We start from the raw sequence: 25,957 nt of genomic DNA, 5'->3' as shown, positions 1-25,957 counted from the left end.
TTTTTATTGTTTCAGGTTTCACGTTCTGTAAGCAACCTGAAACTTGAAACCTGAAACAAAAAAAAACAAAAAAACAAAAATGGCAAAACTACCTACATCAACCGAAAAAATAATTGAAGCTTTTGGTCCGCATTTAAATTATGCACCTGTCGACGGGTATGACGGACGAGATGAACCAGATGAAGTTGTAAAAACACATTGCTGTTTTTGCGGCATGCAATGCGGTATTCAATTATTGGTCAAAGAAAATAAAGTAGTAGGATTTGAACCCTGGATGGAGTTTCCTTTTAATGAAGGTCGTTTATGCCCAAAAGGAGTGCAGAGATATCTTCAAAACAATCATCCCGACCGACTTTTGTATCCCATACAAAGAGTAGAAGGAAAAGGGTTTGAAAAAGTTTCGTGGGATGAGGCAATGGATAAAACTGTTTCTGAAATAAAACGCATTCAGGAGAAATACGGAAAACATGCTTTCTCAATGTTATCGGGAGTTTCCTTAACCAACGAAAAAAGTTATCTGGTTGGGAAATTTGCCCGGGTAGCCTTAAAAACAAGAAATCTCGATTACAACGGAAGACTTTGTATGGTAAGCGCCGGAGCAGGAAATAAAAAAGCATTTGGTTTAGACCGGGCTTCAAACAATTATTCTGATTTGGAATATGCCGAAGTGATCATTGTAGCGGGAGCCAATATTAGTGAAACTTTTCCAACCTTAACCCATTGGATTTGGAAAGCCAGAGACCGCGGAGCCAAATTAATTGTAATCGATCCTAGGATTATTCCACTGGCGAGAACGGCTGATATTCATCTGGATGTAAAACCCGGAACCGATTCTGCCTTATATGGAGCGATGCTCAAATATCTCGTAGACCACGACATGCTCGACCATGATTTTATTGATAATTATACCTCAGGATTTCAGGAAACGATTGACGCCGTAAAAGACTATACACTCGAGTGGGCGGAAGAAGTAACCAGAATTGATAAGGAAAAAATACAAGCGGCTGCCGAATTATGGGGAAAAGCAAAAACGAGTTTTTTACTGCACGCCAGAGGAATCGAACACCATTCAAAAGGAGTGGATAACGTTTTGGGCTGTATCAATCTCGTTTTGGCAACCGGAAGAATCGGGAGACCCTATTGTGGTTATGGCACTATAACCGGACAGGGAAACGGTCAGGGTGGAAGAGAACACGGACACAAATGCGATCAATTGCCCGGAAACAGAGATATTGAAAACCCGGAACATCGAAAATACATTTCTGAAGTTTGGGGTATCGATGAAAAAGACATGCCCGGAAAAGGACTCACGGCGTATGAAATTATAGAAGCCATTCACAGAGACGAAATCAAAGGATTAATTTCCATTTGTTTCAATCCGCTGGTTTCGCTTCCCAACAATAATTACGTGCGGGCAGCACTAGAAAAATTAGAATTTTATGTTTGTATCGATTTCTTTTTGAATGAAACGGCCCGTCATGCAGATATTGTATTGGCAGGATCTCTTCAGGAAGAAGAAGAGGGAACAACAACTTCGGCAGAAGGCAGAGTAATCAGAATCAGACAAGCCGTGACGCCTCCGGGAGAAGCCAGAACAGATACTTCTATATTATTGGAAATCGCCAAAAGACTGGGCGAAGAAGATAAATTTACCTATAACAGCAGCGAAGAAATTTTTAACGAATTGCGCGTAGCTTCTAAAGGAGGAACGGCAGATTATTTCGGAATTTCTTATAAAAAAGTCGAAGATAATATGGGTGTTTTCTGGCCGTGCCCAACAGACGATCATCCTGGAACGCCAAGATTATGGGAAGATAAAAAGTTTAAAACGCCAGACGGAAAAGCACATTTTAATCCCGCACCCTACCGATTGCCGGGTGAAATCACCAATGATGAATATCCGATAACGTTAACAACAGGCCGTGTCGTTTCTCAATATTTAAGCGGAACCCAAACACGCCGAATTGGGAAATTAGTCGATCAGTTTCCGGAACCAATGTTAGAAATTCATCCGGAACTGGCAGCACAATACGGTATCAAACAAAGAGAATTAGTACGAGTCGCAACCCGAAGAGGAGAAGGAATTTTTCCGGCAAATATTGTAGAAACAATTAGAAAAGATACCGTTTTTATTCCGTATCACTGGCCGGGAAGCAAATCTGCCAATCAGTTAACGCCAGGCACATTAGACCCTATTTCAAAAATACCCGAGTTTAAAGTCTGTGCCTGTTTATTAGATCCGTTGGGCAAAATAGCACCGCCATCAAAGGAATCAGAAGCCTATGCAAGTGTTTAATCTATAAAAAGAAAGCTTATGAATTTGACTAATTTTAATACAAACGAAGAGTTTTTTGTAGACATGCAGCGCTGTATTGGCTGTAAAGCCTGCGAAATGGCGTGCGCCGAATGTGAAACCAACGGGCAGCAAACGTTAATAAGCGTAAACTACGTCGATCGTGCGGCAACAATTCAGACCACCGTACAGGTTTGCATGCATTGCGAAGATCCGGTTTGTGCCAATGTTTGCCCTGCCGATGCAATTTCGCAGGATGAATTTGGCGTAGTGCATACCGCAAGTACAGAAAGATGTATTGGCTGTTCGAATTGTGTAATGGCCTGCCCATTTGGAGTTCCTAAAAAAGTCGAAGAATACGATTTGATGATGAAATGCACCATGTGCTACGACAGAACAAGTGTGGGCAAAAAACCAATGTGTGCCACAGTTTGCCCGAGTGGAGCTTTGTTTTACGGAACAAGGGCAGAAATCGAAGAAATGAGACCCAATAGTACCCCAATCAATAATTTTATTTTTGGACAGGAAAAAGTCAAAACAAAAGTCAATATTATGATGCCAAAAGGCAGTACAGAATTAAGAATTTATTAAACCAGAATCATGTCAAAAGAAGATAATTTAAATCAAAACTGGAAAAAAGATTTCCCTATAAAGAAACAGGAATCGACTCAGGTCAGCCGACGCGATTTTGCCAAATTCCTCACTTTTGTTTCCGGCGGATTAATGGTAGGAAGCGGATTCGTAACTGCAAAAGCCTTTTTATTACCAAAAGAAGAAGTACAGGGCGAACATTTTATCTGTAATAAAGAAGATGTTCCCGTTGGCGGAACAAGAGGTTTTGTATTGGAAGGAAGTACAATTCCGTATATTTTAATTCATTTAGAAAGTGGAGAATTTAGAGCCTACGAGCAAAAATGTACGCACCTTTCGTGTTCTGTGTTTTACAAACCCGGAACCGGAATCATTCATTGTCCTTGTCACGAAGGTTCTTTTGATGCTAAAACGGGAGATGTAATTGCCGGACCGCCGCCAAGAGCTTTGCCGCAATTAGAAGTTGTGTTCAAAGAAAATGCTATTTTTGTAAAAGCATTCATAGCCAAAAAAGACAGCTAGTTTTTATCACTTAAATTTAAACTTATGAGTACATTTAGAAGAAGCCAGAATCGCGCCAACCCTAATAAACTAAACAATATCCTGTCGACACTTATTTTTATATTAATCCTAAATGTCAGCATTCAGATATGGCTTTTGTATGCATCTCTCAACAATGCATTAGAAAACAATAAAGAAATTTTAATTCCCGCCTTTATCGCTTCTGCTATTTTATTTCTTATCGGGTTTTCCTGGCTGTATTATCTTCCAAAGGGGAATTTCCGAAAAAAATAAACAAAAAATAAAGATAATCATGGCAACTTAAAAAGCTATCGGACTTTTATGGAAGTATTTAAAAGAATTACGCTAAATTTATATTTTTAAATAATATTTAAATACTAATGTTTTAAACTAAGTAAAAATACTTATATTTGTAATAAGTATTTTTTTGCTTATAACAAAAAAGCCCTAATGATTAAAGTAGAAGAAGCCATAGCAATTATTGAAGCGAACAGCGCAAAAATGCCCACGCAGTTAATTCCCGTAAGGAAAGCACTGGGTTATGTTTTGGCAGAAAGCGTGATTTCGCCAATTCACATGCCGCCGTTTCGTCAATCGGCTATGGACGGATACGCTTTTACGCACAGTATAAGACATCAGTACGATATAATTGGGACTTCTCAGGCGGGTGATCATTCGAATATAAAATTGAAACCCAACGAAGCCATTCGAATTTTTACAGGTGCTTTTGTACCCGATCATGCAGATACTGTAGTGATGCAGGAACATGTAATGGCCAGCAAAGATTCTATTTTGATCGCAACCATGCCGGAGAAAAACGCCAACGTTCGTCCAAAAGGAGAGCAAATTGGTAAAGATGACATTGTTTTTGAAGCCAATACCTTGATTACACCCGCTGCAATTGGATTTTTAGCCTGCTTGGGAATCACCGAAGTTGAGGTTTATAAAAAACCAAAAGTCGCTATTTTAGTGACAGGAAACGAACTTTTGGCACCGGGAAAGAAACTAAAAAAGGGAAAAATATTCGAAAGTAATTCCATTATGCTAGAAGCGGCTTTGGAAACAATCGGAATCAAAAAAACGAAAGTTTACCGAGTTAAAGACAATCTTAAAGCGACAAAAAAAGCACTGAAAAGCATTCTGAAAAAAAATGATGTGGTTTTAATTTCCGGCGGAATTTCTGTTGGAGATTATGATTTTGTAAAAGAAGCATTATTGCAAAACGGCGTTGAAGAGCTTTTCTATAAAATCAATCAAAGACCCGGAAAACCAATGTTTTTTGGCTCTAAAAATGAAACTTTGGTTTTTGCATTGCCCGGAAATCCGGCTTCGTCGCTCACCAATTTTTACATTTATGTTGCACCCGCAATCAAACACAGATTAGGATTCTCGGAAATTCATAAAACAAAACTCGTTCGAAAATTAAATTCTGATATTAAAAATAATACAGGAAAAACATTGTTTCTAAAAGCAAAATACGACGAAACCAATGTTACCGTTCTGGACGGTCAAAGTTCTGCCATGCTCAATACATTTGCCGTAGCTAACAGTTTACTGATTGTACCACAGGATGTTGAAGAATATAAGAAAGATCAGCTTGTGACGTTATTACCGATAGATTAGAGTTTTTTAGAGGCAAGAGGCAAGAAGAAAGAGGAAAGAACAAAGAAGAAAGAGAATAAAGAGAATAGAATAAAGAAAATAGATTTTGATATTAGTGATAAAAAGCAGTGTGTAAATAAAAACATATAGCTAAGAACCTGAAACCTGAAACAAAAGAATAAAACCTGAAACAAAAACATAAAACCTGAAACAAAAACATAAAAATGAATCTTCTAAGTTCCGAAAATATAGTCTTATTTAGTTTTGCATTAATTGTAATCGCATTTTTATATTCGAGTGTTGGGCACGGCGGGGCTTCGGGATATTTGGCTTTGATGAGTATTTTTGCTTTTCCAATTTCGATAATGAAACCATCGGCTTTATTACTAAATCTGTTTGTTTCGAGTATTTCGTTTTTGTTTTATTATCGAAAAAATTATTTCAAACCCAAGCTGTTTTATCCATTTGCAATAGCCTCAATTCCGGCTGCATTTATTGGCGGATTTGTAACTTTAGATAATACGGTTTATAAAATAATTTTGGGAATTGTGCTGGTTTTTGCCGCTTTGAGATTGTTCGGAATTTTCAATTTTAAAGAAAAAGAAGAAGTAAAAATCAATCTTCCGTTTGCCTTAATAATCGGTTTTGCAATCGGATTATTGTCGGGAATGTTAGGCATTGGCGGCGGAATTATCCTGAGTCCGATTTTATTGTTTTTAGGATGGGCATCAGTAAAAGAATCCGCAGCAATTTCGAGTTTGTTCATTTTTGTGAATTCATTTGCCGGAATGTTAGGATTTCTTTTAGGAGGAAAAACAATCCCGATGGAGAGTTTCTATCTGGTTCCGATTGCAGTTATTGGAGGAATGCTGGGAGGCTATTACGGAAGCGGTTCTTTCTCTAACAAAACATTAAAAATGGTTTTAGGAACAGTGATTTTAATGGCAAGTATTAAATTGATTTTTCCTTGAAAGTAATAATTAGAATTAACCGCAAAGTGCGCAAGGTTTTGTAAAAGCGGTTTATAGAAATAGTAAAGTTAAGTTCGCAAAGCTTTGCGAACTTAATTTAAAAGCACAGCATACTAAATGAATAAAAAACTTAGCGCACTTTGCGGTAAAATTTTTTCTCATTTCAACCTGAAACCTGAAACAAAAAAACACATGGAAAAATTAACAGTATTTATTCTTTGCGGTGGAAAAAGTTCTCGAATGGAATCTGAGAAAGGATTGGTTTTGTTTCAGGAAAAGCCATTTATAGAACATATCATTCAGGCGATTTTGCCTGTAACAGATCAAATAAAACTAATCACGGCATCTAAAGAATACGATTATCTGCCGTATGAAAAAATAGCAGATATTATTTCAGACAGAGGGCCATTAGGAGGTATTTACACAGCATTAACCTATTCTGAGACCGAATTCAATTTGATTTTAAGCTGTGATATTCCGCTGATTTCAAGTGAATTATTGAAAGAATTAATTTCGAAACATACAAAAGAAGCCGGAATTACGGTTTTTGCAACCGAAAGCAGAATTCATCCGTTAATTGGTATTTATTCAAAAAATATTCTTCCGATAGTGAAGGAAGCAATTGAAGCGAATGAGTTAAAGATGATGGATTTACTGGCGAAAACGCCACATCAGATTATCAAAATCGAAGAAAGTGAAAACTTTCCGTTAACCAATATTAATTCGACAGACGAATTAAACGATCTGAATATCAATTTAAGTTAAAGATTATGCGAAACTTAAAAACACCAAAATTGACGATTGTAGGAGCAGGTCCTGGCGACGTTGAACTAATTACGATGAAAGCCATCAAAGCTTTGCAAAATGCAGATGTAGTTTTGTATGATGCTTTGGTCAACGAAGAATTATTGGAATATGCCGCAAATGCAGAAATTGTTTTTGTTGGTAAACGATTAGGCTGCCACGCTTATACACAAGACCAGATTAACGATTTGATCGTTTCTATGGCAAAAAAGCATGGACATGTGGTACGTTTAAAAGGCGGAGATCCTTTTGTTTTTGGTCGTGGAAGCGAAGAAATTGAATACGCAGAACAATTCGGAATTGAAACTGCGATTGTTCCCGGAATTTCATCGGCTTTAGGGGTGCCGGCTTCGGTTGGAATTAGTTTAACGCAACGTAAAGTAGCCGAAAGTTTTTGGGTCATTACCGGCACAACTTCCGATCATAAATTATCCAAAGACATTCATTTGGCTTCAAAATCGTCTGCTACGGTGGTCATTTTAATGGGAATGCATAAATTGGGTGAGATTATTTCTATTTATGAAACCAATAGAAATGATGATTTGCCTATTGCTATTATTCAAAACGGAACAAAGAATTCAGAACAAAAAGTGGTTGGAACCGTAAGTACAATTACTAAATTGGTTGCTGAAAAAAACATATCCTCACCGGCGATTATTGTGATTGGTGAAGTGGTGCGAACAACTTCAACATGGATTTCCTATTTTCAGGAACATTTTGAAGATGAATTTATATTTCAGAATTTAAATTTATAAAAATGATTGAGGTTAAATATTTTGGAGCTGTTGCCGAAAAGACCAAATGTGAGTTCGAAAAAGTGGCTTTCGCCGAAGTTTCGCTGCAGGATTTGCTGCGTGATTTAGACGAAAAATACCAGTTTGAATCGCTTTCTTTTAGCGTAGCTGTAAATCAAAAAATAGTTTCAAAAGCAGCAAATTATCAATTACATACTAGTGATATTGTGGCTTTATTGCCGCCGTTTGCCGGAGGATAAAAAGAATTTATGGATACATCAAACCGATACAATCGACAAATGATACTGCCTGAAATAGGAGATGAAGGTCAGTACAAATTACTGAAAGCTAAAGTTTTGGTTGTGGGTGCCGGAGGCTTAGGTGCGGCAATTTTGCCTTATTTGGCGTCGGCCGGAGTGGGCGAAATCGGAATTGTTGATGATGATGTTATTGAGATTTCCAATTTGCACCGTCAGGTAATTTACAAAAGTTCGGCTGTTGGAAAATCAAAAGTGGAAGAAGCCAAATTAATGATTTCAGAATTGAATCCGCTGGTAAAAGTCAATGCAATTCCGCAGAAATTATCAGGGAAAAATGCCATTTCGTTATTTGAAAAATATGATATTGTTGTTGATGCAACAGATAATATTTTTATTAAATATTTGATCAATGATGCCTGTTTAGTAACAAATAAACCAATGGTTTACGGATCGATTTTCAGGTTTCAGGGACAGGTTTCGGTTTTCAATTATCAAAATGGGCCCACATACAGATGTTTGTATCCCGATCAAAATAATAATGCCTTAAATTGCGAAGATGCCGGAGTAATAGGTATTTCGGTTGGCATTATCGGAATGCTCCAGGCGAACGAAGTTTTAAAAATGATTCTGGGAATTGGCGAAGTTTTAAGTGGTAAGATTCTGGTTTATAATATCCTGAATAACGAACAGCAAAAATATGATTTCGATAAAAGTGATGTTGCTTTAATGAACAAGGAAACTTTCGACGAAAAATACTATACAATTGAATATCAGGTTCAGGAGATAAAATTTGAAGCTGTTTTGGATCAAATAAATAATGATGAAGTTTTGTTTTTGGATGTCAGAAATGAAGATGAAGTTCCGGAAATAAGTCTAAAAAATAAAATTCAGATTCCGCTTTTGCATCTGGAAAATCAAATCAAAAAACTGAATAATAACCAAACAATTTATGTTTTCTGTCAATCCGGAATTAGAAGTAAAATCGCGGTAGAATTGCTTCAAAAACATCAATTTAAAAACGTGAGAAGTATCGTTGGCGGTGCTTTAGAAATGAAACCATTAGTAGCAACTGAGATAAATTTATAGCCACAGATTAAAATGATTAAAATGATTTTTGAATTACTTGTGTAAAATTTTTTGCCACGAATTACACTAATTTTCACAAATTATTATTCAAAAAAAACAAAAATTAATTCGCGGAAATTAGTGTAATTCGTGGCGTAAGAAAAAAATCCTTTTAATCTGTGGCAAAAAATATAAAACAATGAGTAAAAATGTATTTGTAGAAGGGCCAATAGCTCCTGAATTTATAGCTGAGTCAATCGCTAAACACCAATCGAAACACACGATTGGCGCACATAATATTTTTCTGGGACAAGTTCGTGCCGATGTAATTCATGACAATACCGTGGTGGCAATTGATTATTCTGCTTACACAGACATGGCAAATGAAGCCTTGCATGCGATTCGTGAAAAAGCATTTGCTAAATTTGACTTAACCTGCATGCACATTTACCACAGTTTGGGCGTTGTAAAGGCAGGCGAAATTTGTCTGTTTGTTTTTGTTTCGGCAACACGACGCAAGCAAGTTTATGAAGCCACAGAAGCCATTGTAAACTGGATTAAAACCGATGTGCCGATTTTTGGCAAAGAAATGTTTGAAAACGATACTTTCACCTGGAAACAAAATACCTAAAAAATATAATGGTAGATATTACGCATAAAATAAGCACGTTAAGAAAAGCAACCGCAACTGCAATTGTAAAAGTCAGCAGACAGGAAACAATTGACGCTGTGGTGAATAATTTGGTTCCAAAAGGAAATGTGCTCGAAATGGCCAAAACGGCTGGATTGTTTGCTGTTAAAAATACGCATTTATCCATTCCGGATTGTCACCCGCTTCCAATTGAATATACTTCGGTAGAGTATAAGATTGAAGGTTTGGAGATTCATATTATCTTCAATGTCAAAACTGTTTACAAAACCGGAGTTGAGGTTGAGGCGATGCATGGCGCGTCGATTGTGGCATTGACCATGTACGATATGCTGAAACCGATTGATAAAGAAATTGAAATTTCGACTATCAAATTAATCAATAAGGAAGGCGGAAAATCTTCTTTCAAAAATAAATTTCCAAATACGATTAAAGCAGCTGTTTTTGTATGTTCCGATTCTATTTTTGCCGGCGATAAAGAAGATCGTTCCGGAAAAATTATAGTCGAGAAATTAAATTCATACGGAGTAGAAACATCGCATTACGAAATCATTCCGGATGAATTTGACATTATTCAGGAAAGAACTAAGGCTTTTGCCGGAGAAAACCAATTGGTGATTTTTACGGGCGGAACCGGATTATCTCCAAGAGATGTTACGCCGGAAGCTTTGGCGCCATTATTAGAAAGCCGAATTCCGGGAATTGAAGAAGCGATTCGCGATTACGGTCAACAAAGAATGCCTTATGCGATGCTGTCCAGAACTGTTGCCGGAACTTTGGGTAAAAGTCTGGTTTTGGCATTGCCGGGCTCAACAAACGGAGCAAGCGAATCTATGGATGCTGTTTTTCCGCATGTAATGCACGTATTTCACATTTTAAAAGGAAAAAATCATGACAGCCTCTAACACTATTTTGACGGATGGTTTTGGGCGTAAACACAATTATTTACGCATTTCGTTGCTGGAAAAATGCAATTTGCGCTGCACGTATTGCATGCCGGCAGACGGAATTGCGCTTTCTCCAAAAGCCAGTTTAATGACGGCCGACGAGATTTTTGGTATCGCTCAGACTTTCGCACAAAATGGTGTAGACAAAATTAGACTGACAGGCGGAGAACCGCTTTTGAGAAAAGATTTCCCCGAAATCATTTCCAAACTGGCTTCTCTTGATATTTCACTTTCGATCACTACAAACGGAATTTTAATTGACCGTCATATCGATGTTTTAAAGCAATTTAAAATTAAAAAGATCAATTTGAGTTTAGATACTTTGGTTGCGTCTAAATTTCATACCATTACGCTTAGAAATCAGTTTCAGAAAGTAATCGATAATTTGCATTTGCTTTTGAATCACGATTTTCATGTAAAGGTAAATGTGGTTTTGATGAAAGGTTTTAATGATAACGAAATTGTCGATTTTGTCAAACTAACGCAGTTTTTACCGATTTCTGTTCGCTTTATTGAGTTTATGCCATTTGCCGGAAACGAGTGGGACAGAAGCAAAATGGTTTCGCAAAATGAGATTTTATCTTTGGTTGGGAATACTTTTACTGCAGGAGAAATTATAAAACTGGAAGACGAAAAAAACTTCACTGCGAGAACTTATAAAATAAAAGATTTTCAGGGCGATTTCGGAATCATAAGTTCGATTACGAATCCGTTTTGCGACAGCTGTAACCGCATTCGCCTCACTGCCGACGGAAAAATCAAAAACTGTCTTTTCTCTAATGCTGAAACCGATCTCTTAACGCCTTTTAGAAATGGCGAGTCGATTACGGATTTAATTTCTTCTTCTATTCAAAGTAAAAAGAAAGTTAGAGCCGGAATGGTAACCATTGATGAAATGGATGATCCTAAAAAGCATTTTGATAATCGCAGTATGATTGCGATTGGGGGGTAGGGGTTAAGAAATCTTTGTCAAAGTTTGAAACTTTGACAAAGATAACCGCAAAGTTTTGTCATCCTGAGCGAAGTCGAAGGACCACACCAGAAACTCCGCATAGATTGGTGCATTTCTTAGGTGCGTTTCTTTGTCGAATTACTTTGTCGAGTTTCTGGTGTGGTCCTTCGACTTCGCTCAGGATGACAAAAAAAAAGGTCTGACTTTTTCAAGTCAAACCTTCTTAATATTATTTTTTCTTTTTAGCTTTTGCTTTTTTCTTGGACTTCGCTTTCTTTTTGGCAATTTTTTTTGCTTTGGCTTTATCCTTTGCTTTTTTTGCTTTCTCTTTTTTCTTAGCGGCAGCTTTTAGTTTTGCTTTTTTCGCTTTTTCTTTCTTTTTGTCTTTTTTAGCTTCTTCTTTTTTCTTGGCTAATTTCTTTTTCGCTTTGTCCTTTTCTTTGTCTTTCACTTTTTTCTTCTTTTTATTAGATTTATCTTTTACAGTTTCTTCTGTTTCCGAAACCTCAGATATATTTTCGTTTTTTAATTCAGATATTGGTTCTATCACTACTGGTTTTACTACAGGAGCCGTTACTTTTTTTGCCGGGGTTCTGCGTACAGTTGGTTTTACCGTGGCTGTCGGAGTTGCTGATTTTACAGCTGGTTTCGCTGCAGCCGGTTTTGCGGTTGCTGAAGCTGCAGGTTTTGCAGTTGTAGTTTTGCGAACTGGTGTTTTTGCAGGAGGCGTATTTTCTGTAGCCGAATTTACATTTTCTGTAGTTGGAGAATCGATTTTCTCAGGAGTAGTTTCGTCATTTTTGTTTTCCATATAAATGTGATTTAGATGAGTATATTTATAACAATGTAACCAAATTGTTAAGTTTCAGTTAAGTAAAGATAGTTATAAAACAAGCTTTGCAATGTTAAGTTTTTGAAGAGAATTTAACGTTAATGCGCTGAATTCTAAAATATTAGTTTTTTAAGTAAAATTCAAAACTAAAATCTCTTAACAATTCTACATGAAAAAACAGAAGAAATTGCTGTCTAAATAAAAAGAAATCTAATTTTATGAAAAGGGTGTTATTGAATACGAGTGCCCTAGCCCCGATAGAAGTGGAAATCCTTTTGTGTCTCGTTTCTTTAACGAGACACAAAAGATTGGAACGGATAGCGGGAAATAGCTCCTAATAATTTATCCTATGAGATTAATTTTCTACAATTTACTTCGTCAGTTCGCTATCGCTCGTGTCCAAAATTCTGAAATTGCTTTTTGGTGCCTCGCATAAAGAGCAGCAAAATGTTTCGGGCAGGTTTTCAAATAAAATACCTTTCGGAATTTCCTGGCTTTCATCTCCATATTCCGAATTGTAAAGCGTTAAACATTCCTGGCATTGGTAGATATCCAATTGAGGTTTTTCTTTTTTCTGTGGACTTTCTATTTCGGGAATTGAGTTTCCGAGCTCTTCAAAATATTTTCGGCTCAGTTCAATTAAGATTGTAGGCAGTTCGAGTTTGTCGATGTCTTGTGAATGCACAATATATTCGCGTGTATTCGGGTCGAAATTTTTTGCAAATAAGACATTATAAGTATCCCTTATTTTAATGGATTCCAAAGCAGCCGGAAGCTCATTTTTTTCAATTACGATCGATGTAAAATAGTGCCCGTCGCGATTGTATTCTGAAATTCCGAAATTAAGTCCGTAAGTACTGATGTCAAATTGATCGAGGGTACGAACCAAAAAAGTTTTAAGGTTCAAAGACCAATCTGTGGCAACAGGCAAATGCCAGTTTAATTCCAGCAGGGAATGGCGAACGTTTATTCCTTTTTTTCCCAGAAATTTTTCCCATTCGAGTTTTCGGTCTTTTGGAATTCCTTTTATGATAAAAGATTTCCAGGGCGTGATGCAGATCTTTCCAATTTTACATTCAAAACATAAATCACACATTTCTTTTAAAAAATCCAGATCATACAGATTATTTCTCCAGTAAAGACCAAGCCAATATTGATCGATGCCCATTCTATTCATTCCTTCATAATACGGAAATGGATAAAAAGGAACATTCAGCGGTTTGTCAATTGTTCTGTTATTAGTGTCTAAAGCTTCGCTGACCAGCGTAAAAAGCATTTCGATACCAACAGACTCTTCTTCAACAATTTTTTCTATTTCATAATATATTTTGGCCAGATCCCAGCTGTAAACCAAAACCGGATAAACTTCCATCTGTTCCCATTTTGGCAAACGAATGTACAAATACCAGTAATCTTCATGCTCTGATGCAACAAAATTAAGGTGTCCCGTAAACAAAGGAACCAATTGCTGCTTAGGATCTGTGATATTGACTTTTAGTTTTGGGTGTTCTTTAAATTCTTCTAAAATATACAAGAAGCGGGTTCCGGTGAGCCAGTTTGTATTTCTAAAAATATCAGTGGAAACATAAGACGAAACAATATTATTTCCGCTCTTTTGGTCGGGGTAAACAAAGTGATGTTTTCCAAAATCTTCTTCATGAAAAGATTTAAAACCTTTAGGAAAAATAATATCCTGTCTGGATCCAAAAGAAATAGAATCCAGCCCCTGATCTGTTGCGATGTTTACAATTTCTCTAAGTTCTCCCGGCGAAATCACGCCGCCTTTTACTATAAGTCTTGTCAATTCCATTTTCTTTAGTTTTTTAGTTTCATGTTTCACGTTTCAAGTTTATGCGCAAGGGGTTAACCTGAAACTTGAAACAAAGAAAACCTGGAACAAAATTTTAAACTTTACACTTTGCCAGTATCTCTTTAACCTCTGTTTTGCAACTGCCGCATCCCAGGCCTGCGCCTGTATTTTTGCACAAATCGGTAAAATTATTTACACCGCTTTTTATGGTCTCTTCTATATTTCCGGCTCCAACCTGACTGCAGGAGCACACTAATTTTCCTAAAACCGGTTTGGCTGTTGAACTTCCTCTTAGCAATGAATTTCGTTTGTCCGATAATTCGATTTTACTTTCAATCATTGTTTTAAATTCGGCAAATTCATTTTTATCGCCCATTAAAATAGCACCGACCAACAAATCATTCTTTACGATACATTTTTTGTAATAGCGCTGTTTTAAATCGGTAAAAACAATTTCCTCATAAGAATCATCATTTTCGGGAATTTCGATATCCCCAATGCTGCATAGATTAATATCTTCCAGTTTTAGAATATTCATTAAAATAGAACCTTTATAATAACTGCTGATGTCGCCTGCCAAAAAGTTGGCCAGAATATCAGCCTGTTCTTCGGCTGCAGAGGTAATTCCAAAAAGTTTATTATTGAATTCTGCAATCTCACCAATTGCAAATATATCAGGATGGGATGATTGCAGATATTGGTTTACTTTTACGCCACGTCCGCAGGCAAGACCTGTTTCGCGTGCAATTTCTATATTCGGAATCGTTCCTATTGTATAAACAATAGCATTTGCTGTTATTATTTTTCCGCTTTTCAGAGCGATTTCTATTTCGTTTGGATTATCGGTATCAAAGACGGTACTCACTTCATTATCAAAATAAATCTGAATATCCCTGAGCTGTACTTCCTCGGCCAGTAATTTACTCGAAATAAGATCCAGCTGTCTTTCCATTAAGCGCGAAGCTCTCTGAACGATTGTTGTTTTAACTTTTTTGTGTTTTAATGCTGCAGCCAGTTCCAAGCCTAGCAGACCTCCTCCGATAATCACAACATGCTGCTCTTCTGGCGGAAGATTGGTACTGTCGAGGTGTTTTTTTAAGCGGTCAGCATCTTCTTTTCTTCTAACGGTAAATCGGCCGGGAAGATGAAGCTGTGCATTTTCGGGGATAAAAGGACGGCTTCCGGTGGCTAAAATCAACGAATCAAAAGTGTGAATTTCACCCAGGCTGTCGACGATTGTTTTTTGGTTTGCATCAATTTTATCAATTGCTACTCCGGCTTTCATGGTAATTTTTAATTTATTGAAAGCCTCGCCATCTTTTACTTTTAAAAGCTGTTCCCAGCTAAATTCTCCTGTCATATATTCAGGAAGCAGAACGCGATTGTAAAATGGGTTTATTTCATTCGAAAAAACAATGATTTCATCGGTTGAGTTGAATTCTCTGTAATTTTGTATAAACCTGAAAGACGCTGCTCCGGCACCCACAATTGCAATTTTCTGAAATGGTTTTACATATTTGGTAATCGAAACAGTGGTGTATTTAAAATCTGGTTCTTTTGAGATTGGGTCAACAACCGTATTGGTTAAATTATTGGTTCGGTTTAAGTCATTTTCAAGCTGTTTGCCCCAGTGCATAGGCAGAAAAACTACTTTTTCTTTTATAGAATCGGTTACTTTTGCTTTTACACGAACTTCACCATTTTTGCTTTTAACGGTAACAATGTCACCATTTTTTATTTCATTTTTGAAAGCATCAATTGGATTTATTTCTAAAACCGGGCTCGGAATATGCGTTAATAATCGCGATACTTTTCCGGTTTTGGTCATTGTATGCCATTGATCTCGAATTCTTCCGGTGGTTAAAATAAAAGGAAATTCAGCATTGGGCTGAACAGATGTATTTTCAATAGAAACGGGCAGATTAAAAATCGCTTTTCCTGATGGGGTATAGAATTTTTTATCGGTAAATAATCTCGGAGTGCCCGGATGCCCATAATCAGGAACCGGCCATTGAAAAGTTCCTTCATTTCTTAAACGATGATAGTTTAAGAAAGAAATATCAATATTGGTGTTTTTGGTAAGCGCACAATGCTCTTTGTAAATTTCTTCGGCACTGTTAAAATTGAATCCATTGAAATTCATTTTTTTAGCAAAGCGAATTAAAATTTCAATATCCGGAAGTGCTTCTCCGGGCGCGTTAATTCCTTTTGGAAGATAAGAAATACGGCGCTCAGAGTTGGTCATGGTTCCTTCTTTCTCTAACCATCCGGCAGCAGGTAATAACAAATCAGCATATTTTGCCGTGTCGGCATTATGCGAAATATCCTGAACGACAACAAACTTAGCGTTTTGAAGTGCTTTTTCGATACGTCGGGAATCTGGCAAACTTACCAGAGGATTGGTACAGATAATCCAGACCGCTTTCATTTTTCCAGACTCCAAAGCATCAAACATTTCGGTTGCTGTTAATCCCGGTTTATCAGAAATTTCATCAACTCCCCAAAAATCGGCAACTTCTTTTCTGTGTTCCGGATTGGCAATTTCTTTGTGTGCGGCCAATAAAGTTGCCATTCCGCCAACTTCTCGTCCACCCATTGCGTTTGGCTGACCGGTTAAGGAAAATGGGCCGGAGCCAGGTTTTCCTACTTGTCCTGTCAATAAAGATAAATTTAGTAAAGCCGTATTTTTATCTACCCCGACAGCACTTTGATTTAATCCCATTGCCCAAAGCGAAATAAATCCTTTTGCTTTTCCGATAATGTCTGCGGCGAGTTTGATATCGTTTACCGAAATACCACAGAGTTTGGAAGCTTTTTCTAAAGAAGTTCCTAAAACAAGATCTTTATATGGTTTGAAATTTTCGGCATTGTTTTTTACAAAGTCATGATCTACGTAGCCTTTTTCGATAATGCGTTTTGCAATGGCGTGGTACAGAATAATATCCGAACCCGGAATAATCTGCAAATGCAGATCGGCAAAAGCAGCGGTATCGGTTCGGCGCGGATCAATACAAATGATTTTTATCTTCGGATTTTTCTCTTTATGTTTTTCAATTCGTCTGAATAGAATAGGGTGGCACCAGGCAGGATTTGCACCTGTAATTAGAAATGTATCAGCCAGTTCAATATCATCATAAGCGATTGGTACAGAATCTTCTCCAAAAGTTTTTTTGTAACCTACAACGGCAGAGCTCATGCAAAGCCTGGAGTTGGTGTCGATATTATTGGTTTTCAGAAAGCCTTTAACCAGTTTATTTACCAGATAATATTCTTCGGTTAAACACTGGCCTGAAATATAAAAACCAATGCTGTCTGGTCCGTGTTTTTTTATGATTGAAGTAAAAACAGCTGCGGCGCGGTCAAGAGCAGTATCCCAGCTTACGCGTTCCAGCGGATACGATTTGCTGCCACGCATTTCTGGGTACAGAATTCGGTCTGAAGTATCATTAACTACGTAATGCAAATTCATTCCTTTAGAACATAACATTCCTTTATTTACAGGATGATCTTTGTCACCTTCGACCATTACACCATTTTTGGCATCGTTGGTGACAATTATGCCACAGCCAACGCCACAATAGGAACAGGTAGTTTTGATTTTGGTATTTTGCATTACAGTTCTTTTTTGATACTTACTATTGCATTTGTGATTCTAAATAAATCACGTATACAAAAATAAGTATTTTTACGTATTAATACTTAATTTTTGAACTTTATTTTTTATTTTTGGTGAAATTAAATGAGGGACAACAAATTAGTTTTTAATCTGCTAAAATCAGAACTCGTAAGAAAGGAGATGAGCCTTTACAGGGTCTTTATTTTTTTTGCAATGGAAAGTCGAACTTTTAAAACTGGGACTGAATGTCCGAAAGATAATGTTGTAATATGCCAATGGATTAAACAAACAAAGGCAAACGTATTGAGATTTTAGAAGTTTCAGAATTGCGTTCTGCTTATAAGTTTGTTGGGTTCAGAGATTATTTCCTTGATAATTTTTCTTGCAACTCTAATTCCTGCTTTTTGAAGATAATAGTTATAAATTTTATCAATTTCATTTTCTGCAAATTGCGACCATACAATTTTCAATTTCATTACTTGTATTTTTCTAGAAGTTGAGAAGTAGTTTTGTGTCTTCCATTTTTAAAATCCTCTTCTGATTGGTCTATTCTATTATTAAATTCTTCAATTGACATTGGATTGAAAAAATCATTATCATCGAAAGTACTTTTGTTTTTTAATAAATTTTCAAGTTGAGAAATCAATTCTTCACTTTGAATTTTTAAAAACTTCTGAACAAACTCTATTTTTCTAGTTTGTAAATCCATCACATTGCTAATTTTTTCAAATTTACGAATATCTTCCAAGAGAATAGTTTTTTAAAGTAATTTTTGAAACCATTGTGTAGAAACGACAACACAATACATCTTAACTCAGGTATAATTTATTTTTTTCTACCGATAAATCGAATTACAGAGCCTGTTCCGTTATGGAATAAACCTTCGTTGAGTTCTATTTCTTTTTCTTCTAGTTCAATGATTTCGTAATTTGGGAAATCGGCTTTAAGTTCTTCAATAGAAAATAAAGATTCGATGTCTTTTGGCCCGCCTACTTTTTCATTTACAGCTAAATATTCCAGATGTTTTTTGCTAAAAGCTTCGAAAATAATAATACCGTCTTTGCGTAAAAGTTTATCGAGCTGCTTGTGAATAGCCGATTTTATTTCTGCCGGAAAATGAGCATAAATCAAAGCAATCGCATCAAATTGTTTTTCCTGAAAATCTAGTGTTTCCAATTCTCCAATTTGATAATCAATGGAGACATTATTTGCTTCAGCTAGTTGAATTGCCTTGTTTTTCCCCTCTGCACTAATATCAAAAGCCGAGACATTCCAGCCTGATTTTGCAGCAAAAACGGCATTCCTGCCTTCACCTTCGGCAGGAAAAAGAATAGCGCCTTGATTTAGTTTTTCGATTTGTTCTTTTAGGTAATTGTTGGGTGCTTCACCGTATGCGAATTCTTCACTACTATACCGGTCGTCCCATCGCTGAATCCAGTTGCTCATGATTTATATTTTTGAATTTAATTTTTTTAAAAGATGTTTTTTTTGAAACTCAAGTTTCTTGATGTATCAAATGTACCAATAAAAAACTACCCTTTTCTAAATTTTGAAAAGGGTAGTTTTATATGATTTTAAGTCTTTTTTATTTCTGTCAGCCAAAAACTCTGGGATTACAGAAATCATTAATGCAATTCAAATTATTGTTATGGCTGGGGAGTCTGCTTTTTTTCTCTTAACCCACAAGTGTTGTTATGCCGCTATTTATGTCAATTTCTGCAAAATTATGTTTTCCCATAACGATAAGCAGTTTGTTTGTATTATATCCTACATATCTTATTTGAGGGTCTCCCACTTTTGGTTTTCCGCAAACCGAAATTACATTGGTCTGCCATTTCAATTTGCTTTTTTTGTAGGCAGATATCGTTTGTAAATCATTTTCAACATAATAAATAATGTTGTTTTTTTTAATTCCTCTTTTTTGTGTTTTTGCAAAATTTATTTCTGAGTTTTTTGAAATTAAGGCATCATTGTATTTTTCAGCGATACCAGTGTGCGTTACAAAAAAGGTTAACATGGATAATTTTAGAAATGGTTTCATTGGGATAGAATTGGGGGTTCATAATCGGTTCAAATATAACTAATTAAAGCAGATAATACGTTTTTGGTACATAAAAAAAAATACCCTTCTCCGAAATAGGAAAAGGGTAAAATTTATATGTTAATTTTGAAGAAAAACTATTTTTTCCAGCTAAAAATTCGAGGATTTACAGAAATCATCAGCCATGCCCAGTTGTTGGTATGGCTTGCATCTCCACTTTTTATGAATTCTAACGTTTCTGAGCCAAACATTTGAGAATAACCTCCCGTTAAAACAATGTCTTTTTTAAAGTTAAAGGTCGCCATAAAATCAACTTCAGTCCCCAGATAAGAATCCAATTCTTCATTTAGCGTTGTTACAACTTTGCTTGGAGCCAAAAATACATGCGGACTTAAAGAAAACTGCCATTTGTTTACGGTATAGTTGAATTTCAAAAATGCATCTTCAAGACCAACGTTGTTCAAGTGATTTCCAACATAAAAATAATCCATAAAACCATTAAACCCGTGATTTGTTCCAAAAATAGGATTGAAAGATTTGATAACCGTACTGTCGTCATTCATATCTTTACCAGATAAAAATTCAAATCCAAGACCTGCTTTAAAAGTTTCTGAAAATGCATAATTCAAATTTGCCCCGGCATTCCATGCACTTACTTTCTGGTCGGTGCTTTTTCCTGTTTGTCCGTAAACCCAAAGATTAGAATCCAGTTTTCCTGGCTTGAATGTAATGTATGGACCGAATGTTTGTTTGTAATCTATCAGCAATTTAGCATCGGCGTTAGCATATTCGTAACCGGTATTTAAAAGCAAAAAGCTTGCTTCAAGAGTTTCAAATTTTCTGTGATACCATGCAAATTGCATTGCTTTGTAATTAGCGACAGTATAAGGAGTCTGTATTACATTTTCTGCAGTAGAATTATAAGCGCCTCCAAAATCTAATTTTTGATTTTCTGTCTGATATGTTACCGTAGCGGCATCGTGGCTTTGTGCCTGCTGTCCCCAATCCTGTTCACCTAAAATACGCTGGTTATCATAAGAAAGAACCTGTCTTCCTAATTTGGTGCTCCATTTTTCGTTAAAATTGTATTGTGCCCAGGCTTCAAAAACCGCAACTCCATTTTTGTCTGCAGGTGTAGCCGGAACTACGTCTCCCCAGGTTCTGGTATTTTGGAGCGTTAATTTTACTTTTAGCTCATCTTGTTTATAATCGAAGTTTAATCTTGAACGCTGCGAAATCTGCGATGTTCCTTTCTGACCATATGGCAGTAATGTTTTGTAACCGTTTCTATACTCAAAACGAGGCCTGATTTGTAAATTTACATCCAATTCCTGCGCCTGTGTTTCTACGCATACAGCTCCCAAAAGGAATAAAATGATAGTTTTTAATTTTTTCATAATTGAATTTTTGATGGTCCAAATTTAAAGAATAAATTTTCATAAATATTCTGACAAAAATCATTTTATTGTTTTTATTGTCTGTCAATAACCTTAGATAAAGTGGGCTGCTTTTCGTTCATGATTTTTGTAATGGTATAATGCATCCAGATCAAACAAATGGCAGAGAACAGTAATATAAAAATCCATGAACTCGACCAGATTCCAGTTGCAGTCAGGAGATATCCAAAAATAATAGGTCCGAAGAAGCCTCCCAGTCCGCCAATCATGCCTACCATACCGCCGACAACCCCAACTTCTGTCGGGAAATATTCCGGAATGTGTTTGTAAACAGCTGCTTTACCGATTCCCCAGGAAATTCCAATTAAAATTACTAAAACTAAAAAGACCCACATATTGGCATCAAATTTAATCACCGTAACGCCTTTTGCGATCAGTTCTTTTTTTGCAACATTTTGATTTTGAGAGACCACAACATCCTGCCAGCTCGAACTGGTCGGAAAAATGGCATTCTCGTTTACTATCGATGCTTTTTGGGTTATAGGATATTCTTTATCGCCAATTTTTACAGATTTTGAATTAATTTCTTTTACCACTCCTTTTTTTGCAGCCAAAATACCGGGACCAGCAGTTATGATTTCCATTTTTGGAATCATTAAGAGGGCACTAAGAATTACAGATGAACTCAATACCCAGTACATAACTTTTCTGGCACCAAATTTATCAGATAAGTATCCTCCAAAGGCTCTTATAACGCCTGACGGCAGACTAAACATGGTGGCAAACAAACCACCCATTACCAAACTGGTTTGATAAACATTCATAAAGTTGGGCAATAACCATTGCGAATAGGCCACAAAACAACCGAAGACCAAAAAGTAATAGGCCCCAAAACGCCATACACGGGCACTTTTTAAGGATGTAAGCATTTGTGAAACCGTTTTTGTCTGGTTTTCTATTTTTTTGTTTTCAGCAAAAATCAAAAATGCAACTCCGATTACAAGAAGCGCAACCGCATAAATAACCGGAAGTATTTTCCACCCATTTTGAGCATCTGCAAGAGAAAAATGATTTAATAAGGAAGGAGCCAGAAAAGTAGTGATTGCGGCACCGGCATTTCCCATTCCGAAAATTCCCAAAGCGCGTCCCTGCCATTCTTTTGGATACCAAATTGAGGTATAGCCAATTCCGACTGCAAAACTTGTTCCTACCATTCCGAAGAAAAAACTCAGTAAAGCAAACATAAAAAAACTGTCGGCCAGCGGTAGTAAAAATAAAGGAATGGAGCAGAGGAGAAGTAAAAGAGAAAATACGTATTTGCCTCCAAATTTATCCGTCAGGATTCCGATTGGTAATCGCATTATTGAGCCCGTCAAAATCGGAATTCCAAGCAGCCAGCCTACTTGTACGACGCTCCAATGAAAAATTCCATTATCTACTAAAAAAGTAACTAATACACCATTTAATGTCCAGCATGCAAAACATACGGTAAAGGCCAAAGTATTCAAGAATAAAATCTTGTGTGATTTTGATAAAGAGTTTGTGTTTTTCATAGTACTTAGATTTTGTATAATCAAATGTAAGTACTTATAAGTATTAATACGTATTTTTTAATTAAGTATTTTTATCTAAATGTGAAGATTTCACAACATCATAAAAATGATTCGTTATTTTGTTAAAATACTATTTTAAGAATATGATTTTTATCTTTTAAGCAGATTTAGAGAAGAGAATATTCCGTAGCTTTATTAGAAAGTTCCATTAAGTTCTTTACTTTCAGCTTTTTCATCAAATTAAAACGGTGCACTTCTGCCGTTCTTTTGCTAATGTCAAGCGCTTCTGCAATTTCCTTGTTTCCTTTGCCGGATAGTAAAAGCGTCAGGATTTCTTTTTCTCTTTTGGTAATCATCATTTCGTCACCTAAATTTTGTTTAGGTTCAAAAGATGCAGCCGGATTTGTTAATTGACTGATTAAAATCGAAGAAATGTCACCGCTAAAGTATTTTCCTCCGCCTGCAACAGTATGAAGTGCTTTTAAAAATTCTTCCTTGCTTGAACCTTTTAGCAAATAACCATCGGCTCCGGCTTTTATTGATTTCAATACATATTCTTCAGATTCGTGCATCGAAAGCATAATGATTTTTACATTATTGTTCTCACTTCTAAGTTTTTCTACTACCTCGATACCGGTTAAGTTTGGCATACGAATATCTACTATAAGTAAATCAGGTTTAGTTTCTGCTACTACTTCAAGTGCATCTGCTCCGTCAATTGCTTCACCTGCAACCTCAATGTTTGCTTCGTTTTCTAATAAAGATTTTATTCCATCCCTAACAAAAACATGGTCATCTGCCAGCACCACACGAATGATATTACTCATAGTTTACTTAATTTTGATTCTGAATTTTTACGTATATTCATCTAAAAGAAGATGCTAATATACGTACTTTTTTTAAAAGTAATTCTAATATTAAAATAACATTAGAAAAATTAAACTCTAATTTATAAGTGCCAAATTGCAAATACCGGAGCGTTTCAACTTTGTCAAAGTTTCAAACTTTGGCAAAGTTTTGGACAGGAAATGTTAAGTAATATTCATCCTTCGGGCGTCTGGATGACAAAAAAAGATTTTTTGAAAACGATTTGCCCGCGAGAGGGATGGGAGCAGGCTACCGAAGTAGCGCGGACAGCCCGACAGCATTGCGATAAGAGGGCGTATACGCGCAAAGTAAATTTGTCCTCTTATCGTAATGCTGTCTCGCCATTATTATTTTTTGATTTTAGAGGGTAGATTTTAGATTTAGTATTATTGATTATAGGGTTGCTTGTGGGGCTTCGACTTCGCTCAGCCTGACATTACGTATTTCGTTCAACGTGACATTACGTATTTCGTTCAACGTGACAGACGTATTTCGCTCAGCCTGACATTACGTATTTCGCTCAACGTGAGAGACGTACTTCGCTCAGCGTGATTTATGTATAGAAGTTTAGTGCTAAAATTGACAAAGTTTTCTAACCGTAAAGAGTTGGAATTTGGGTTTTAAAAATTGGAAGTTCACTTCAATATCGGAATATTAAAAGTAATTCTTGTTCCTTCGCCTGGTATGGAGTTCATGAAAACGCGTCCGTTGACGTATTGAATTCTTTCTTTCATAAATAAAAGTCCCATTCCGGATTCGCTGTTTCGTTTTTTGTCTACAGAATTGATGTCAAAACCTTTTCCGTTGTCGTCTACAACAATGCTCAACAGCGTGTCGCTATGCGAAAGTCCGACAATTATATGCGATGATTCGGCATATTTTATGGCATTATTTATCGCTTCCTGGGTAAGACGGTAAATATTGATTTCGATTAAGGAATCTAACCGCTGATCAAAATCGGTTTTGTTGTAGAAAAGGATTTCTTTTCCGGTTAATTTTGAAAGCTCCTGAGTTAGTTTTGAAAGTGAGGAAACGATTCCGTGGTCACTTAATTCCGGAGGCATTAAGTTGAAAGTTGCCGTTCTTACACCTTTGATGATATCAAGCGAAAGTTTCTTTAAATACTCGATTTTTTGTTCTGCTTTTTCTCTGTCGTCGAGGTTAATACTTTCGAGACTAAACTTTAATCCCGTCAGCATCTGGCCAATTCCGTCATGAATTTCTTTGGCAATACGGTTTTGTTCGTTTTCCTGATTTTCGACAATTTTGCTCGAAATAATCTTTTGCTGATTGATTTTTTCGGTTGTGTTTTCAAGATTTAAACGTTCTACTTCACGCTGCGCTTTTTTGCGTTCGGTGATATTAAAACAGACAATCAAAAGTTCTAATTCGTCTTTTTTGATCATTACCGGAACCATTGATAAATCAAGCCAAATAGTCTGCTGTTCTTTATTGATGATACTGATTTCGCCCTGCCAGCCGCTGCGCTGTTTTTCAAAAATCAAACGGTCAAAATTAACCTGTTCTTTTTCGTCTGCAGTAAGCACTTCAGAGAATTTTTTGTTGGATGAAAACTTGGTGTAATTTAAAAGTTTGGCAAATTTCTCACCAATGTGAATGATCGATCCGTCTGGAGAAATGCGGCAGTACAATAAAGTATTCTCCATCGCATAATTGAGCGATTTTAATTCTTTTACCGAGTTTTCTTTTATTTCACTAATGATTTCGGTGTCGTATGCCAGTTTTAAGGCTTTCTTTTCAGAAGATAAAAGTTTGGCAATTAATTTTTCGATTTTCTTATTTGTCGGTTTAAAAATAAAAAAGAATTCTAATAGAAGTACAAGTAGTGTAAAACCAAAAATCCAGTATTCGATTCGGCGCTGTTCAGTTACTTTTTCATGTGCTTCAAGATCATATTGGGTTACAATCTGATTCATTTTTAAGAGAAATGAACCTTCGTTTTCCAGAATAGTCTGAACGAGTTTTTGATTTTCGGCTGATTGTTTTTTCTGTTGTAAATTCAGCAGAAAAGAATCTGTAGTCTGCGCTATTTTATTGAAAATCGGATTGATTTCAAGGTATAGTTTATTGAGTGTCGGGCTTTTTTCTGTTGGAAAAGCAAGGCTGTCATTTCCTTTTTCGAGTGCATTTTGGTTTTTTTTCCAAAGGGATACAACTTCCTTTAAATGCAAGATCTGACGGGCAGAGGCAGTATCAGAAACATAATGTAAAATCAATACTTCTTTTACAATTTTCTGGCTCAGCATTCTTTGTTTGCCCGAAAAATTGATGATTTTAGAATCGCTTAACTGCTGGTTAAGGTTGTACTGAACCAGAATCTGACTTATAATTATGGTTAAGGCAATAGTAAGAAGCGCAAAAAAATACAGACGGCGTAAATTTTTGAAAGTGATTTTTTCTGCAGCTTCCTGATTGCTTTTTTTCATACTG

Annotated in this window: 24 protein-coding genes; 13 read left to right on the top strand and 11 right to left on the bottom strand. The window is 36.3% G+C overall.

What is annotated here, in order from left to right; translation table 11 throughout:
* Positions 1-79: 79 nt before the first annotated feature.
* From JOD96_RS18870 to moaA, 13 genes are all read left to right on the top strand, one after another.
* A complete protein-coding gene (locus JOD96_RS18870; protein ID WP_209565777.1) occupies positions 80-2,296 on the top strand; it encodes a molybdopterin oxidoreductase family protein in 2,217 nt (738 codons plus the stop codon).
* 18 nt (positions 2,297-2,314) lie between these two features.
* Positions 2,315-2,884, top strand: coding sequence for a 4Fe-4S dicluster domain-containing protein (locus JOD96_RS18865; protein ID WP_209565776.1), 570 nt, complete (start codon positions 2,315-2,317; stop codon positions 2,882-2,884).
* Positions 2,885-2,893: 9 nt separating this feature from the next.
* Positions 2,894-3,406 carry a Rieske (2Fe-2S) protein gene (locus tag JOD96_RS18860; protein WP_209565775.1) on the top strand — a complete coding sequence of 171 codons (513 nt, stop codon included), beginning with the start codon at positions 2,894-2,896 and terminating at the stop codon, positions 3,404-3,406.
* Positions 3,407-3,430: 24 nt separating this feature from the next.
* The gene (locus JOD96_RS18855; protein WP_209565774.1) at positions 3,431-3,679 is read left to right on the top strand and encodes a DUF6755 family protein; all 249 of its coding nucleotides are present in this window, start codon (positions 3,431-3,433) and stop codon (positions 3,677-3,679) included.
* A 177-nt stretch (positions 3,680-3,856) separates the two neighbouring features.
* Positions 3,857-5,029 (top strand): gephyrin-like molybdotransferase Glp, encoded by a 1,173-nt coding sequence (glp, locus tag JOD96_RS18850; protein ID WP_209565773.1) that lies wholly within the window; start codon positions 3,857-3,859, stop codon positions 5,027-5,029.
* A gap of 203 nt (positions 5,030-5,232) precedes the next feature.
* The gene (locus tag JOD96_RS18845) at positions 5,233-5,979 is read left to right on the top strand and encodes a sulfite exporter TauE/SafE family protein (protein WP_209565772.1); all 747 of its coding nucleotides are present in this window, start codon (positions 5,233-5,235) and stop codon (positions 5,977-5,979) included.
* A 192-nt stretch (positions 5,980-6,171) separates the two neighbouring features.
* Positions 6,172-6,744: a molybdenum cofactor guanylyltransferase gene (locus JOD96_RS18840; protein WP_209565771.1), complete on the top strand. Its 573-nt coding sequence runs from the start codon at positions 6,172-6,174 to the stop codon at positions 6,742-6,744.
* A 5-nt stretch (positions 6,745-6,749) separates the two neighbouring features.
* The gene (cobA, locus tag JOD96_RS18835; RefSeq protein ID WP_209565770.1) at positions 6,750-7,538 is read left to right on the top strand and encodes a uroporphyrinogen-III C-methyltransferase; all 789 of its coding nucleotides are present in this window, start codon (positions 6,750-6,752) and stop codon (positions 7,536-7,538) included.
* Positions 7,539-7,540: 2 nt separating this feature from the next.
* Entirely contained in the window at positions 7,541-7,777 is a 237-nt protein-coding gene (locus tag JOD96_RS18830) for a MoaD/ThiS family protein (RefSeq protein WP_209565769.1), read from the top strand.
* Positions 7,778-7,786: 9 nt separating this feature from the next.
* Positions 7,787-8,863, top strand: coding sequence for a HesA/MoeB/ThiF family protein (gene moeB, locus JOD96_RS18825; protein WP_209565768.1), 1,077 nt, complete (start codon positions 7,787-7,789; stop codon positions 8,861-8,863).
* A gap of 178 nt (positions 8,864-9,041) precedes the next feature.
* Positions 9,042-9,473, top strand: a complete 432-nt coding sequence (locus tag JOD96_RS18820) for a molybdenum cofactor biosynthesis protein MoaE (RefSeq protein WP_042563010.1) — start codon at positions 9,042-9,044, stop codon at positions 9,471-9,473.
* An 8-nt stretch (positions 9,474-9,481) separates the two neighbouring features.
* Positions 9,482-10,396: a bifunctional molybdenum cofactor biosynthesis protein MoaC/MoaB gene (moaCB, locus tag JOD96_RS18815; RefSeq protein WP_209565767.1), complete on the top strand. Its 915-nt coding sequence runs from the start codon at positions 9,482-9,484 to the stop codon at positions 10,394-10,396.
* Entirely contained in the window at positions 10,383-11,390 is a 1,008-nt protein-coding gene (gene moaA, locus JOD96_RS18810; RefSeq protein WP_209565766.1) for a GTP 3',8-cyclase MoaA, read from the top strand. Before moaCB ends, moaA begins: the two co-directional genes overlap by 14 nt.
* Positions 11,391-11,619: 229 nt before the next feature.
* Here the strand turns inward: moaA and JOD96_RS18805 are convergent, their stop codons facing one another.
* The 11 genes from JOD96_RS18805 to JOD96_RS18755 form a co-directional block, all read right to left on the bottom strand.
* Positions 11,620-12,201 (bottom strand): hypothetical protein, encoded by a 582-nt coding sequence (locus JOD96_RS18805; RefSeq protein WP_209565765.1) that lies wholly within the window; start codon positions 12,199-12,201, stop codon positions 11,620-11,622.
* A 391-nt stretch (positions 12,202-12,592) separates the two neighbouring features.
* Positions 12,593-14,032 carry a rubredoxin gene (locus tag JOD96_RS18800; RefSeq protein WP_209565764.1) on the bottom strand — a complete coding sequence of 480 codons (1,440 nt, stop codon included), beginning with the start codon at positions 14,030-14,032 and terminating at the stop codon, positions 12,593-12,595.
* Between the two features lie 94 nt (positions 14,033-14,126).
* The gene (locus JOD96_RS18795; protein ID WP_209565763.1) at positions 14,127-17,645 is read right to left on the bottom strand and encodes a nitrate reductase; all 3,519 of its coding nucleotides are present in this window, start codon (positions 17,643-17,645) and stop codon (positions 14,127-14,129) included.
* A 323-nt stretch (positions 17,646-17,968) separates the two neighbouring features.
* The gene (locus JOD96_RS18790) at positions 17,969-18,124 is read right to left on the bottom strand and encodes a type II toxin-antitoxin system RelE/ParE family toxin (protein ID WP_209565762.1); all 156 of its coding nucleotides are present in this window, start codon (positions 18,122-18,124) and stop codon (positions 17,969-17,971) included.
* Positions 18,124-18,396: a hypothetical protein gene (locus tag JOD96_RS18785; protein WP_245188450.1), complete on the bottom strand. Its 273-nt coding sequence runs from the start codon at positions 18,394-18,396 to the stop codon at positions 18,124-18,126. The genes JOD96_RS18790 and JOD96_RS18785 overlap by 1 nt, the downstream gene beginning before the upstream one ends.
* A 77-nt stretch (positions 18,397-18,473) precedes the next feature.
* Positions 18,474-19,094, bottom strand: a complete 621-nt coding sequence (locus JOD96_RS18780) for a class I SAM-dependent methyltransferase (protein ID WP_209565761.1) — start codon at positions 19,092-19,094, stop codon at positions 18,474-18,476.
* A 229-nt stretch (positions 19,095-19,323) separates the two neighbouring features.
* Entirely contained in the window at positions 19,324-19,689 is a 366-nt protein-coding gene (locus JOD96_RS18775) for a hypothetical protein (protein ID WP_209565760.1), read from the bottom strand.
* Between the two features lie 137 nt (positions 19,690-19,826).
* Complete coding sequence (locus JOD96_RS18770) at positions 19,827-21,086, bottom strand: alginate export family protein (RefSeq protein ID WP_209565759.1); 1,260 nt, start codon at positions 21,084-21,086, stop codon at positions 19,827-19,829.
* Between the two features lie 74 nt (positions 21,087-21,160).
* On the bottom strand, positions 21,161-22,639 hold the full coding sequence (locus tag JOD96_RS18765) for an MFS transporter (RefSeq protein WP_209565758.1): 1,479 nt from the start codon (positions 22,637-22,639) through the stop codon (positions 21,161-21,163).
* A gap of 167 nt (positions 22,640-22,806) precedes the next feature.
* Positions 22,807-23,466, bottom strand: coding sequence for a response regulator transcription factor (locus JOD96_RS18760; protein WP_209565757.1), 660 nt, complete (start codon positions 23,464-23,466; stop codon positions 22,807-22,809).
* Positions 23,467-24,141: 675 nt separating this feature from the next.
* The gene (locus tag JOD96_RS18755) at positions 24,142-25,953 is read right to left on the bottom strand and encodes an ATP-binding protein (protein WP_209565756.1); all 1,812 of its coding nucleotides are present in this window, start codon (positions 25,951-25,953) and stop codon (positions 24,142-24,144) included.
* Positions 25,954-25,957: the final 4 nt, after the last annotated feature.

The sequence above is a fragment of the Flavobacterium sp. 1355 genome (genome assembly GCF_017833415.1).
Taxonomy (GTDB): domain Bacteria; phylum Bacteroidota; class Bacteroidia; order Flavobacteriales; family Flavobacteriaceae; genus Flavobacterium.
Note: the sequence above shows the minus strand (reverse complement) of the source record. Positions and strands in the feature narration are given on the sequence as shown.

Coding starts and splice junctions, on each gene's coding strand:
- JOD96_RS18870 (WP_209565777.1), top strand. CDS start 80: ATGGCAAAACTACCTACATCAACCGAAAAAATAATTGAAGCTTTTGGT.
- JOD96_RS18865 (WP_209565776.1), top strand. CDS start 2,315: ATGAATTTGACTAATTTTAATACAAACGAAGAGTTTTTTGTAGACATG.
- JOD96_RS18860 (WP_209565775.1), top strand. CDS start 2,894: ATGTCAAAAGAAGATAATTTAAATCAAAACTGGAAAAAAGATTTCCCT.
- JOD96_RS18855 (WP_209565774.1), top strand. CDS start 3,431: ATGAGTACATTTAGAAGAAGCCAGAATCGCGCCAACCCTAATAAACTA.
- glp (WP_209565773.1), top strand. CDS start 3,857: ATGATTAAAGTAGAAGAAGCCATAGCAATTATTGAAGCGAACAGCGCA.
- JOD96_RS18845 (WP_209565772.1), top strand. CDS start 5,233: ATGAATCTTCTAAGTTCCGAAAATATAGTCTTATTTAGTTTTGCATTA.
- JOD96_RS18840 (WP_209565771.1), top strand. CDS start 6,172: ATGGAAAAATTAACAGTATTTATTCTTTGCGGTGGAAAAAGTTCTCGA.
- cobA (WP_209565770.1), top strand. CDS start 6,750: ATGCGAAACTTAAAAACACCAAAATTGACGATTGTAGGAGCAGGTCCT.
- JOD96_RS18830 (WP_209565769.1), top strand. CDS start 7,541: ATGATTGAGGTTAAATATTTTGGAGCTGTTGCCGAAAAGACCAAATGT.
- moeB (WP_209565768.1), top strand. CDS start 7,787: ATGGATACATCAAACCGATACAATCGACAAATGATACTGCCTGAAATA.
- JOD96_RS18820 (WP_042563010.1), top strand. CDS start 9,042: ATGAGTAAAAATGTATTTGTAGAAGGGCCAATAGCTCCTGAATTTATA.
- moaCB (WP_209565767.1), top strand. CDS start 9,482: ATGGTAGATATTACGCATAAAATAAGCACGTTAAGAAAAGCAACCGCA.
- moaA (WP_209565766.1), top strand. CDS start 10,383: ATGACAGCCTCTAACACTATTTTGACGGATGGTTTTGGGCGTAAACAC.
- JOD96_RS18805 (WP_209565765.1), bottom strand. CDS start 12,201: ATGGAAAACAAAAATGACGAAACTACTCCTGAGAAAATCGATTCTCCA.
- JOD96_RS18800 (WP_209565764.1), bottom strand. CDS start 14,032: ATGGAATTGACAAGACTTATAGTAAAAGGCGGCGTGATTTCGCCGGGA.
- JOD96_RS18795 (WP_209565763.1), bottom strand. CDS start 17,645: ATGCAAAATACCAAAATCAAAACTACCTGTTCCTATTGTGGCGTTGGC.
- JOD96_RS18790 (WP_209565762.1), bottom strand. CDS start 18,124: ATGAAATTGAAAATTGTATGGTCGCAATTTGCAGAAAATGAAATTGAT.
- JOD96_RS18780 (WP_209565761.1), bottom strand. CDS start 19,094: ATGAGCAACTGGATTCAGCGATGGGACGACCGGTATAGTAGTGAAGAA.
- JOD96_RS18775 (WP_209565760.1), bottom strand. CDS start 19,689: ATGAAACCATTTCTAAAATTATCCATGTTAACCTTTTTTGTAACGCAC.
- JOD96_RS18770 (WP_209565759.1), bottom strand. CDS start 21,086: ATGAAAAAATTAAAAACTATCATTTTATTCCTTTTGGGAGCTGTATGC.
- JOD96_RS18765 (WP_209565758.1), bottom strand. CDS start 22,639: ATGAAAAACACAAACTCTTTATCAAAATCACACAAGATTTTATTCTTG.
- JOD96_RS18760 (WP_209565757.1), bottom strand. CDS start 23,466: ATGAGTAATATCATTCGTGTGGTGCTGGCAGATGACCATGTTTTTGTT.
- JOD96_RS18755 (WP_209565756.1), bottom strand. CDS start 25,953: ATGAAAAAAAGCAATCAGGAAGCTGCAGAAAAAATCACTTTCAAAAAT.